Origin of the sequence: Sphingobium sp. (genome assembly GCF_032153725.1) — a bacterium.
GTDB lineage: Bacteria > Pseudomonadota > Alphaproteobacteria > Sphingomonadales > Sphingomonadaceae > Sphingobium.
The window spans coordinates 59489-71283 of the sequence record NZ_JALDYQ010000005.1; the positions used below are offsets into that span (position 1 = coordinate 59489).

Annotated in this window: 9 protein-coding genes; 6 read left to right on the forward strand and 3 right to left on the reverse strand. The window is 61.4% G+C overall.

The window, feature by feature from the left end; translation table 11 throughout:
* The first annotated feature begins 1 nt into the window (after position 1).
* Positions 2–1006, forward strand: a complete 1005-nt coding sequence (locus tag RUH75_RS03410) for a fumarylacetoacetate hydrolase family protein (RefSeq protein ID WP_313802186.1) — start codon at positions 2–4, stop codon at positions 1004–1006.
* 145 nt (positions 1007–1151) lie between these two features.
* On the opposite strand, the gene RUH75_RS03415 is transcribed toward RUH75_RS03410, so the two are convergent.
* Positions 1152–1679: a MarR family transcriptional regulator gene (locus tag RUH75_RS03415; protein WP_313802188.1), complete on the reverse strand. Its 528-nt coding sequence runs from the start codon at positions 1677–1679 to the stop codon at positions 1152–1154.
* Positions 1680–1823: 144 nt separating this feature from the next.
* Here RUH75_RS03415 and RUH75_RS03420 point away from each other — a divergent pair, with 144 nt between their 5' ends.
* Positions 1824–2957, forward strand: a complete 1134-nt coding sequence (locus RUH75_RS03420; protein WP_313802189.1) for an FAD-dependent monooxygenase — start codon at positions 1824–1826, stop codon at positions 2955–2957.
* A 73-nt stretch (positions 2958–3030) separates the two neighbouring features.
* Here RUH75_RS03420 and RUH75_RS03425 read toward each other — a convergent pair whose 3' ends face one another.
* Complete coding sequence (locus RUH75_RS03425) at positions 3031–3924, reverse strand: alpha/beta hydrolase (RefSeq protein ID WP_313802190.1); 894 nt, start codon at positions 3922–3924, stop codon at positions 3031–3033.
* 404 nt (positions 3925–4328) lie between these two features.
* Here RUH75_RS03425 and RUH75_RS03430 point away from each other — a divergent pair, with 404 nt between their 5' ends.
* The 4 genes from RUH75_RS03430 (at position 4329) to RUH75_RS03445 (ending at position 10176) form a co-directional block, all read left to right on the forward strand.
* Positions 4329–6656, forward strand: a complete 2328-nt coding sequence (locus RUH75_RS03430) for a TonB-dependent receptor (protein WP_313802191.1) — start codon at positions 4329–4331, stop codon at positions 6654–6656.
* A 68-nt stretch (positions 6657–6724) separates the two neighbouring features.
* Positions 6725–7549, forward strand: coding sequence for an EthD domain-containing protein (locus RUH75_RS03435; RefSeq protein WP_313802192.1), 825 nt, complete (start codon positions 6725–6727; stop codon positions 7547–7549).
* Positions 7550–7679: 130 nt separating this feature from the next.
* Positions 7680–9137 (forward strand): aldehyde dehydrogenase family protein, encoded by a 1458-nt coding sequence (locus RUH75_RS03440; protein ID WP_313802193.1) that lies wholly within the window; start codon positions 7680–7682, stop codon positions 9135–9137.
* 67 nt (positions 9138–9204) lie between these two features.
* Positions 9205–10176, forward strand: a complete 972-nt coding sequence (locus RUH75_RS03445) for an NmrA family NAD(P)-binding protein (RefSeq protein ID WP_313802195.1) — start codon at positions 9205–9207, stop codon at positions 10174–10176.
* An 83-nt stretch (positions 10177–10259) separates the two neighbouring features.
* Here RUH75_RS03445 and RUH75_RS03450 read toward each other — a convergent pair whose 3' ends face one another.
* Positions 10260–11774, reverse strand: coding sequence for a class I adenylate-forming enzyme family protein (locus RUH75_RS03450; protein WP_313802197.1), 1515 nt, complete (start codon positions 11772–11774; stop codon positions 10260–10262).
* Positions 11775–11795: the final 21 nt, after the last annotated feature.

Consider the following 11795-nt stretch of genomic DNA (forward strand, 5'->3'; position numbering starts at 1 on the left):
TATGAAATTTGCCACCGTGCTGGACGGCGGAACCCCCAGGCTCGCCTTCCTCTCTCCCGAAGGCCAGGGATTAATCCCGCTCGACGAAGCCTTTGCGGCAGCAGGGCAGGGGGCTGCCCCGCAGACCATGAAGGCGCTGATCGCGGGTGGAGTGGACGTTCTTGAAAAGGTGCGGCGCGCGATGGCGTCGGTCCAGGCTGGCGCGTCCGTTTCCCGCCTGACCGAACAGGCGATCCGCTGGCTGCCGCCGATTCCCGACCCGAGCAAGTTCATCGGCGTCGCCATGAATAATAATCGGCTGAATAACACCGCCCATGTCGAGCCGGCGGGACCGATGTTCTTCCTCAAGCCGTCATCCTGCCTCATTGGCCACAAGGAGAATATCGAGATCGCCGACGATTATGGCTTTACCTTCCCAGAACTGGAACTGGGCGTCGTAATCGGGAAGAAAGCACGCCGGATCAGCGAGGCGGACGCGCTGGATTATGTATTCGGATACATGGTGGTCAACGACATCACCTCGCAGGGTCTGAAACATGGCGATTCGATCGCCGTGGACATCACGCCGCAGCAGAAGGCATCGCCCGGATATGCCGACTATTTCACCTGGCGGAACGAGCGCGGCGAAGACGACATGGCCGTCTATTTCACCTATCATGCGCGTTCGAAGGGCGCGGACACCTTCGGACCGACCGGTCCCTACATCACGACCGCGGATGAAATCGCCAACCCCGATGCGCTGGTCGTCCGGGGCTATGCCGACGGTGAGGAATTTGCGAGCGATACGACGGCGAATTACAGTTATCCGGTTCGACGGATACTGGCGCATGCCAGCCGTTACTTCACGCTTCAACCCGGCGACATCATCACTTGCGGCACGGCAGCCCGTGGGAACGACCGATTCCCGCGCGCGCATCATGAAATCGACATGAGCCGCATGACACCTGTTGTCGATGTCGAGATTGAAGGACTTGGCCGCCTGTCCAATCGGGTCGTCCACATATGATGCATGGCGGCAGCGGACAGCATTGGTGGGCCTGACTGCCATGTTGGAGCATGACCCGGGCGATTTGACCCGGATCATGTTCTGATTGTCTATGCTTTTCTTATTCCCTGAATCGTCGGCGGTTGCCGCCTGACAAGAAGATGCTTCAGATTTGCAGGGATCTGAGAAGGGAATGGAGCATCTCACCCAACTGAGCTTGCTGCTCGAGCGAGATGCCGGCCACATATTGCGCCTCGACCTGCATATGGGCGGGCATCACGCCTTTCACCGCTGCCCGCCCCTTCGCCGTCAGAAATATCTTGGTGCGCCGGCGATTGGTGGGGTCCGTCTCCCGCACCAGCAGTCCGTCGCGTTCGAGCCGATCGAGATTGCTGGTAACGGTCGGGCGCGTCACGCCCAATATGTCCGCGAGCTGGCTGGGTTCGCTGGAACCGAGGGCGAGGGTGTTGACCATGATGCGGAACCCGGCCCAACTCCAGCCGCGTGGGCGATGTACTTCAAGCTCCAGCCGCTGCTCGGCATGATGGGCGAGGCGAATGAGATGCCATACGATGCTGCTCGCCAGATGCTGGTTGCCGTCGAGATCGCGGTTGAACTGTGCCGACAGATTCGCGAATGCATTCAGTTCTTCCTCGACCTTCGGTTCCACCATCATCTCCTTTATGCGTTGCATAGGCGGGTCATATTAGAGTCCGCGTGGCTCACGGTCAAAGAGCCGCAAGCGACAGGAACTGCATTGACAATTACGATACGCATCGATCATTAAATTTGGCAAATGGTTCGTCACTTCGACCGGCCATCCAATGGAGAGGTTGTTATGGCGGCGATTGGGTCTGTCACGATCATAGGCGCGGGCATTAGCGGGCTGATCTTGGCATCGGCGCTGGCATCGGCAGGTGTCGACGTCATGGTCGTGGAAAAGAACAGGCCCGAAGACCAGTTGGGCACCGGGATCAACCTGCAGAACAACGCGTTGCGCGCGCTCAGGGCCCTGGGCCTGTTGGAAGAGTGCGTTGCGCGCGGTTTCGCCTGGGACACGATCGACGTGCGCGCTGCCGATGGTGCGCCGATTTCCCGGCAGCCTCTGCCCTGGCCGCCCGATGCGGAAATTCCCAAGGCACTGGGTATCATGCGCACCGATCTGGCGGATATTCTGGCGGTGAGGGCGGGTAAGGCCGGCGTGGTGGTCCGTTATGGCACGACCGTATCAGACATCTCACAGGATGCAGACGGCGTGTCGGTCACATTGTCGGACGGAACGCGACGGCGCAGCGATATACTCGTCGGAGCTGATGGCGTTTACTCGCCCACGCGAGCTGCCATCTTCGGGAACGAGCATGTGCCGTCCTACGCCGGTCAGGGTGTCTGGCGCTACACCATCCCGCGGGATGAAACCCTTGACGGCTTCACCCTGTTTCGTGCCCCGGATCGTCCGGCAGTGGGATATCTGCCGCTGTCCGACACGCAGTCCTATCTCTTCATTCTGGAAAATGCGCCCGCCCCGAAACGCTTTTCCCGCGAGGAGCTACAGTCGGCGCTGCGCGAACGCCTGTCGCATTTCTCCGCCCCGCAGATCCGTCGCGCAATCGAGGTCATGGACGAACATTGCCATATCAGCTTCCGCTGGTTCGACGTCCTGCTGATGCCTCCTCCGTGGAATATCGGTCGGGTCGTCCTGATTGGCGACGCTGCCCATGCTCCCACGCCCCAGCTCACATCCGGTGCCGGTCTGGCGATCGAGGATGCCGTGGTGCTGGTCGAAGAACTCGGGCGCGGCCAGACGGCGGAAGCCGCGCTACGCGCCTATTGCGAGCGGCGTCAGGAACGTGTGCAGACCGTGTTCAATTGCAGCCTGCGCATCTCCGAGATCGAACAGTCGGCGACGCCGAACGGTGCGGAATCGAGTGAATTGATGCTCAGGAGCTTCGCCTTGCTCAGCCAACCCTGGTGACGCGGGACCACGGCGACCCCGTTATCACATCTTGCGGGAGGCATAACGCCGGGATGGCCTGAAGCGCGCCTCTTCAGGCCATCCTCGCACGGTTGGAATCGGAGCATCGGACGTCAATCTCGTCAAGGAACGCCGTGATCGCATTCGCGGTGCCGACGGGGTCCTCGAACTGGAGGGTATAGCGGCCCTCGACGTCCACCACTCTCGCATCCTTCCAGCAGCGCGCCATTTCCTCCGCCTGCTCACGGCTCAGGGCGCGGCTTTGCGCGCCGCGCAGGATCAGCACCGGGCAAATGACACGCCCGGCGTGGGGCCGCAGGTTCACCGTCTGATGAATAAGCCCCTGCGCAACCCGGAGGGCATCGTAGCGTGGCATGATACTGCCGTCCGCCTGTTGCACATAATTGTGGGTGAGCCGGTGTTCCCGGCCTGCTTCCGGGTCCAGCGCCGTGGGATGCGTGATCTGCATGAACGCCACAAGCTCTTCCCGAGTGTCGAACCGCTGCGCGTGGCTCAGGATGCTGTATGCATTTTCAAGGATTGCCTGCGCTGATTCGCGCGTGCCACGGAAGTTGCTGGCATGAGGGCCGCCGACCAGGACCAGCGCCTGCGCCCTGTCCGGGTGATTGCCCGCAAAGGCCTGTGCCGCGCGCCCGCCCAGCGAATGCCCGACCACCACGGCCTTCCCGATACCAAGTCGATCCATGAAAACCGCAAGATCGGCTGCATATTCGTCGGCCGAATAATCACCGTCAGGGCGACTGGAACGTCCGTGGCCGCGCTGGTCGGGGGCATAGATATGGTAGCGATCGCCCAATGCTTCCGCCACCCATTCCCACATGAATCCATATCCGCCGGACGGATGCAGCAGGATGAGTGTCGGCCCCTCGCCCGGCCATTCATGGCAGAACAGCTGCGCTCCGTTCCCCAGGTCGATCCTGTGTTCGCGCACTTCACGAGGCTTCATCAGAATGACTCCAATTCATCAATGGCCAGATATTCAATTGTTCAGGCTGGTTCCCACGCAGCCGAACCGCACGCCGGGAAGCAGGGCACCCCGCTCTTTCAGCCCGCTCAAATGAGACTAGGAAATAACAGGTTCGATACGTATCGTTTTTAGTCCGGATTTGCAAGATATTGGCGATCGATAGCCCGACCGGGGGTAAACCGTTTGCTGGCCTGGATTGTCGCAGATTTTTGGGAAACGCCGGGAAAAGACCAGAGATGGCGCGTGTTCGCCCGTCGCTCCGAGTTCAACGCCAAGATGCTTGACTCCATTCCAGCTGGGTGCGATAAATACGCTACGGAGCGTATCTAAATTAGGATGCGCCAAAATGACTGACGAATCGTTGGCAAAATGGGGAGGATATCATGAGGCACATCACTTGCGTGGGTCGGCGGATCACGCTGGCAGGCCTGCTGCTGACAGGCGCATCGCCCGTGGCGGCCGCCGCACAGGCGGCGCCAGTGCAGGCGACATCACCTGCGGCTCCGGCCGGAGAAGGGGCCGGCGCCGCGAGTGATCCCCATGCGGAGATCATCGTGACGGCACAACGCCGTTCCGAGCGCGCGATCGATGTGCCGATCGCGATAACCGCCGCCGATGGACCGTCCCTTCTCCGCAATGGCGTGACCAATATCCAATCGATAGGGACAGTGAGCCCGGGCGTCAGCTTCCATTCCAACAAGGATGCGACATCTTCGGCAAATATCCAGATTCGCGGCGTCGGCACGACCGGCACCGCATCCTCGTTCGAAGGCGCGGTAGGCGTGTTCATCGATGGGGTCTACCGCACCCGTGCCGGGCAGGCATTATCCACTTTCCTCGACATCGGTTCGCTTCAGGTTCTCCGTGGTCCGCAGGGCACCCTGTTTGGCAAAAACACCTCGGCCGGAGCGATCCTGGTGACGAGTGCCGTCCCGTCACTCGCCAACACGGAGGGCTATGCCGAATTCCTCTACGGCAATTATGATACCGTCACCGGACGGGCCGCGGTCAACGTCCCATTGACGGACAAGCTGGCGTTGAGGGTGTCGGGCCTCTACGATCGCCGCGACGGCTATTTCACAACAACCAAGGGGCAGGATATCGACCGCGTCAACACGCGCGCTGGCCGAGCCTATCTCCTTTACGAGCCGTCCGATGTTCTCACCATCAAACTCATCGGCGATTATTCCAAGACGGGCGGCGATTGCTGTTACGGCACGGTATTGCGCGTTGCCCCGGTATTTCAACCTGTCCTCGATCAGCTTGAGCTGGCCAACGGCTTCCAAACGCCTTCACGCAGATTGGGGGATCGGCAGGCCAATCTTAACGATGTGGGGCGGAATACCGACATTGAGGACTATGGCGGCACGCTGATCGCGGAAGCGGCCCTTGGGAGCGGGACGCTCACGTCGATCACGGGCGTTCGCAAGTTCAAGGAAGATCTTTTCACCGACGCCGATTACACGGGCGCGGATATCCTTCGCGTGCGCACATTGTTCGAGTCCCGTTTCATTTCTCAGGAACTGACTTATACCGGCGAACTGGATGGGTCATCGAAGACGAAATATGCTTTCGGCGTCTTTTTCTCCGACGAGAATCTTGCCCTTCAACGGCAAATCTACTGGGGCGAGCAGGCGCAGGCCTTTTTCGACCAGCTATTCGTCTTTGCCCCTCCCGGCTTTTCCAACGCTGCGTCAGGGCTTGCGACCGACGAACGCTTCCGGGCTCGCGCCAATTCAATGGCTGCATTCACGCACTGGACCGTGGGATTGACCGACAAGATCAATTTGATTGCCGGCATCCGTTTCTCGCGCGAGGTCAAGCGGGCGGCCTTCACCAACCCCTATTTCCGCGATAGTGCCCTTGACCCGCTTGCCCTTTTTCGGGCCCAGCCGGGCAGGCCATATGACCAGGGATCGCATGACAACATCCTGAGCGGCACGCTTGGACTGCAATATAAGCCGAACCGCAATGCTATGGTCTATGCCTCTTACAATCGCGGAGCGAAGGCGGGCGGCGTTACGATAGACGTCAGCGGCGCCGGGACTATTTTCGATGCGGTCCCGCTGTCGCCGGTATACAGGCCCGAAAAAGTCGATGCGTTTGAACTCGGAACCAAGGTCAATTGGATGGGCGGTCGAGCGAATACCAATGCCGCGATATTTTACAATCACATCTCCGATCTGCAGGTCGGCCGTTTCCTTGGCCTTAATTTCAATGTCCTCAATTCGCCAAAGGCACAAAGCTACGGAATTGAATTCGATCACACGCAGCGATTCAACAGCTTCCTCAGCCTTTCGCTCGGCGGTCAATATCTTCCCGAAGCCAGTTATGGCGTGTCGAGCGATCTGGGCATTCTCTCGGGCCGCCGGTTCCCAACGGCGTCCAAATTCACCGGCAATGCGGGCCTCGACCTGACGGTGCCGGTCACGCCGGATATCAACGTCACGGGACGCATCCAGGTGGAGTATCGCGGGCGTTACTATACGACGACAAGCACGAACGCGACGCAGGACGGGTTCGCTCTGCTCAACGCCAATCTTGGGCTGGCTTCCGTGGGGCGCGGCTTCCTGATCGAAGCCTATGGCCGGAATCTCACCAACAAGGCCTATGTCACCTATGACGTGATCCGCCCGGCGCAGCCTGGCTCCGAAAGCGCCTATCTTGGTAGCCCGCGGACCTATGGCATCCGGGTCCGCTATACATTCTGACGAAGCGCAAGGCGGCGGACGGCATGGCATCGTCGGTTCGAACGAACAGGAGGTTGAAGAATTATATGATGAACCGAAGAAGCGCCATTCAGGCCACGGTCGCGACCATCGGAACGGCGCTGGCGGGGAAGGTTGAAGGCGCGTCGTTTGGCGAACGGCAGTCAAAGGGGACGCAGGGGGGCGAGTATAAGCTCGCCCTCATCCTCCAGCGGCGCGCCGATGTCGACGAAGACAGTTTCCAGCAGAAGTGGATCGCAGCGCGCACGGCAGCGGACGCAGCCGGCCTGTTGCGACGGGTCTATAACATACCGCTGGGATCGGGCATGCCGATCAAGACAGGGGCGACGCAGCACTTCGACGGCATAGAGGAGAACTGGTTCGTCGATCATGCAGCGGCCAAGGCGTATCTGGCCGTCCTGAAGAGGCACTTCGAATCCGCGTCGGAACCATGGTCGCTTGTCGATCGCCAGAACTCGATGATTGCCGGCGGGCGCGGACACATTGTCTGGGAGGCGGAGCGCGCCCAATCGAGCGTCGGTCCCAAAATCCTCATCCTCTCCGTCCGTCGCGAGCAGATGAGCACGCCCGCCTTTCGCGACTATTGGATCAACCATCATGGCGGACTGGTCATGGCAAGTCCGGGCGCCCGTGAGCGTCACCGTCGCATCGAATATTGCCCTCTGGACCCGATCGCCAATGGCCCGTTGCCGGCAGCGGCCTATGATGGGCTGGCGACAATCCAGTTCGAGGGTGGCCCTGCCTTTCAGACGGCTATGGCGGATGATTATTACAAGCAGGTGCTCGCCCCCGACGAGCCGAACTTCTCCAATGCCGGGCGGTCCTATGGCGGTCCTGTGCGGGAGGTGAAATTGATGGATGCGGCGAATCCCTGAAACCCATGCGTCTTCCGAACTATCAGGCAATTCATCGCCACCGGATGAGCCGGTGCTGACGGGTGTTAGCTTAGCGGCAGGCGTCACGTCGAACGGCATTGCCCGCAACCCCTTCTGAAAAGGCAAGTAGATGACCGACTGGATGGCAGCCGCCGAAACGTTGAACCTGCCTCAGGGTCGTGCCGGAAGTGGCCGCCGTTCGCTCACTTCCCCGATCGACGGCGAGGCCTTCACAGAGGTCGCCGACCATGACGAGCGCGACGTGGATGCGGCGGTGAGCCGTGCGCGCGCGGCGTTCGAGCAGGGCGCTTGGACGGGGCTGACCCCGACGGAGCGCAAACGGGTGCTGCTGCGCTGGGCCGACCTGATGGAGCGCGATCGTGAACGCATCGGGCAAATGGACACACTGGCCATGGGCATGCCACGGGCGCTGTCAGTCAACCACGGCGTGCAATGGTTCATCGACGCGCTGCGTTATTATGGCGAGGCGATCGACAAGGTGCAGGACGAAATCGCGCCCACCGGCGACGCGGTCCTCGCCATGGTGACGCGGGAGCCGGTGGGCGTGGTCGGGGTCGTGTTGCCATGGAACTGGCCGATCGGCCTTGCCGGCTGGAAACTGGCGCCCGCGCTGGCCGTGGGCTGTTCGGTCGTGGTCAAGCCGGACGAAACGACGCCCCTGTCGCTGCTGCACGCCGCCGCGCTGGGCTTGGAGGCGGGCCTTCCTGAAGGCGTGCTGGAAGTGGTTCTGGGCGGCCCGCGCGTGGGCGAGGCGCTGGGGCGTCATGGCGATGTCGACGTCATCGCCTTCACCGGTTCGGGCGAGGTGGGCCGATCGTTCCAGCGCTATGCCGGGGAATCGAACATGAAGGCGGTCTGGCTCGAATGCGGGGGCAAGGGCCCCAACATCGTCTTTCCCGACGCGCCCGACATCGTCGCGGCAGCGCAGGCGTCCGCGTTCGCGATCTTCCTCAATTCGGGGCAGGTCTGCGCCGCCGGATCGCGCCTGATCGTCCACCACAGCATCAAGGATGCGGTGGTCGAGGTGCTGAGCGGCGTCGCAGCGGCGCTGCAACCCGCCGACCCGCGCGTCGAAACCACGATGATGGGGACAATGTCGAGCGCCAGGCACCTTGATCGCGTCGCGGACTATATCGGCATTGCCCGCGACCAGGGCGGCAGGATCGTGACCGGCGGCGAACGAGCGCTCGTCGATACGGGCGGCAGCTATCTTCAGCCGACCGTGATCGATGGCGTGTCGCCGGACATGCGCGTGGCGCGCGAAGAAATATTCGGCCCCGTCTTGTCGGTGCTGACCTTCGACACGGTGGATGAGGCGGTGGCGATTGCCAATGGCACCGCCTACGGCCTTGCCGGCGGATTGTGGACAAGTGATCTCAATACTGCCCTCAATGTGTCTCGCCGGTTGCGGCTGGGTGCTGTGGGCGTCAACAGCTATGGCGAGGATGCGAATTCGACGCTGGTGCCGTTCGGCGGCTACAGGCAGTCCGGTTATGGCCGCGACAAGTCGCTGCATGCGCTCGACAAATATACGCAGATCAAGACCACGTGGATCAAGCTTTCGTAAAGCGGAAACCAACGGAAGCATCCGTTACCTGCGGCCCAGATAGCCCCTATTCTGCCGGGAGATGAGCATGGACAAATTCAAAAAGAAGATTCCAGCCAGCATCGCCATTTTTGGTGCGAGCGGTCATATCGGAAAGCCAATGGCGCGCTGGCTGAGCTATCATGCGCCCGACATCAGCTTGCGTCTGATCACCAGCAATCCGCAAAAAGTGGCGGACCTGCAAAAGGCGTTTCCGGCTGCCGAGGTCATGGTCGCCAACTATTACGACCAGTCTTCGCTGGTTCCCGCCGTTCGGGGGATGGAGGGATTGTTCGTCAACACGCCCGGCGGCACTGACGAAACGGCGGCGATGGGCAATCTGGTGGCGGCTATCGGCGATGGTGCCGACCTCGTTCATCTTGTCAGGCAACTCTCCGCCTATCCCTCGCCAAATCCGCGAAGGGTGCCGGAATATGCTGTCGGTTCGGGGCGGGGAATTGAGACTCAGCACCCGATTGCGGCCCGGATTCTCCATGATTCCGAACTTCCCGTGACTTATCTGAACATCGGCGCCAGTTTCATGGACAATTTTTTCGTCATGCCGATGCTGTCCCCCGGCAAGCTCACATGGCCCAGCCGACGCGTGCCGTTCATTGATCCGCGAGATATCGGAGAAGCCGCGGCGCGCATCCTGATCGATGGCAATGCCCGTCATATCCATCAGTTCCACACCCTCAACAACGGCCATGACAGCCTTGTCATGGAAGACATCGTGAAGATGATGAGCGACACGCTCCTTATGGATATCGAATATGATTCAAGTCTTGAGGGCCTGAGGAAAGTGTTCGAACCGGCGGTGCAGGCCGGCAAGGCTCCCCCGACGATGCCCGACATGCTGTGGAACTTCTTCCGCTACGAAGATGAGAATGATGTGGCGTGGTCCATGAACGACTGCCTCGAACGCATTCTGGGGCGGCAGCCCGTGACGATGCGTTCCTGGCTGCGGGAGCATCAGGACGCCCTGAGGCAGCGGCTACAGCCGGTATCGGCCGCTTTCTGACGATGATGAAAGCCAGGCTCCCGCAATAACATCGTTGTCGGTTTTGGCGGGTAGGCGTTATGACTTCCTATCCGCCCCCGGCCTCAGGGTTCGCCATCATTTGGGCTCTCGATCACGGCGCGACGAAGCTCCTGTTTCGCAATCTTGCCAAGCGCGGTCAGGGGTAGATCGGTCATGATCGTCAGTCCGCGGGGTATCTTGTAGCCAGCGATCGTGGGCCGCAGGAATGCGATCAGGCCGTCCAGCGACAGGGCTTCCCGGTCGCGCGGCACGATCACGGCGTGCACAGTTTCTCCCCACAACTTGTGCGGTACGCCAATCACGGCGACCTTGAGCACGGCCGGATGCATGGAAACGGCGCTTTCCACTTCAAGCGAATAGACGTTCTCGCCACCGGTGATGATCATGTCCTTCAACCGGTCGCGAATGGTCAGGACGCCTGCGTCATCCATCTCGCCTAGATCGCCCGTATGATAGCCGCCGTTGCGCATGGCCTCCCCGGTTGCGTCGGGCAGGTTATGATAGCGCGACATCAGGCTGTCGCCATACACCACGACCTCGCCCATCTCGCCGGGCGGCAACGGCGCGCCCTCGCTGTCCTCGATGCGGACGATCACGTCCGGGCAGAGAATCTGTCCAGCCGCGACGTCGTAACGTGGGCTGAGATCGTGCAGCTTCGCTCCGAGGAACGCGAACACGCCTGCTTCCGACATGCCATAGGCCTGGGTCAGCTTAACGCCCGGCAGCTTCTCGCGTATCGCCGCCAGCAGGCTGGGCGCAATCGGCGAAGAGCCGTAGAGCATGCGCTCCAGACCAGCGAAAGCGAGGGGATCGAAGCCCTCCCAATCGAGGAGAAGCTGGATCATCGTAGGCGCGAGCCCAAGCTCTTCGACACCCCACTCACGCAGACAGCGCGCGATCTGCGCCGGATCGAACGTCGGGATGAAAACCGTCGGCGACTGCTGGAAAAACCGCCCGAGCATCGGCGCCAGACCGCCAATGTGGAACAGCGGAAAGCAGCAGGCAAAAACGCGGCACGGCAGCGGAACGCCGGACAGCGCCATCGTCCGCCCCGTGGCGAGCAGCGAACGGTGCGAATGGACGACGCCTTTCGAGCGGCCCGTCGTGCCGCCGGTATAGAGGATCGCGCAATCATCCTCGCCCGAAGGCCAATCCCCATGTGCGTCGAAGGCCCCGACAAGGTCGGGGACGGCGACGCGGGCTTCGACTTCGCCCATGTCGAGGAAGCGGACGGCGGCATCGGCCAGGCCGGCCAGTTTTTCCGCGGCCGGCTGACAGGCTTTGTCGTGGAGCACGATCTTCACGCCGGCGTCCGATAGCGCGAAAGCCTGTTCGGCGCCGGACCATCGCAGGTTCAGCGGAACCGCGACGGAACCCGCAGCGAAGGCGGCAAGGATCGTGCACAGCGTTTCGGTGGAATTGAGCGCCATGATGGCGACGCTCTCTCCCTTGCGTAGTCCCAGCGCCCGTAGCGCCGCCGCCTTCCGCTTCGCGGCGCGCGCGAATTCCGCCGAGGTGGCGGTACGGCCTGAGATCAGATCGGCGAACATAGGCTCGCCGGTGTCGAGTCTGGCCATATGATCGACCAGGGCTCTGAA

Excerpts from the sequence above, each read along its gene's own strand:
- RUH75_RS03410 (WP_313802186.1), top strand. The coding sequence starts at position 2 with ATGAAATTTGCCACCGTGCTGGACGGCGGAACCCCCAGGCTCGCCTTC.
- RUH75_RS03415 (WP_313802188.1), bottom strand. The coding sequence starts at position 1,679 with ATGCAACGCATAAAGGAGATGATGGTGGAACCGAAGGTCGAGGAAGAA.
- RUH75_RS03420 (WP_313802189.1), top strand. The coding sequence starts at position 1,824 with ATGGCGGCGATTGGGTCTGTCACGATCATAGGCGCGGGCATTAGCGGG.
- RUH75_RS03425 (WP_313802190.1), bottom strand. The coding sequence starts at position 3,924 with ATGAAGCCTCGTGAAGTGCGCGAACACAGGATCGACCTGGGGAACGGA.
- RUH75_RS03430 (WP_313802191.1), top strand. The coding sequence starts at position 4,329 with ATGAGGCACATCACTTGCGTGGGTCGGCGGATCACGCTGGCAGGCCTG.
- RUH75_RS03435 (WP_313802192.1), top strand. The coding sequence starts at position 6,725 with ATGAACCGAAGAAGCGCCATTCAGGCCACGGTCGCGACCATCGGAACG.
- RUH75_RS03440 (WP_313802193.1), top strand. The coding sequence starts at position 7,680 with ATGACCGACTGGATGGCAGCCGCCGAAACGTTGAACCTGCCTCAGGGT.
- RUH75_RS03445 (WP_313802195.1), top strand. The coding sequence starts at position 9,205 with ATGGACAAATTCAAAAAGAAGATTCCAGCCAGCATCGCCATTTTTGGT.
- RUH75_RS03450 (WP_313802197.1), bottom strand. The coding sequence starts at position 11,774 with ATGGCCAGACTCGACACCGGCGAGCCTATGTTCGCCGATCTGATCTCA.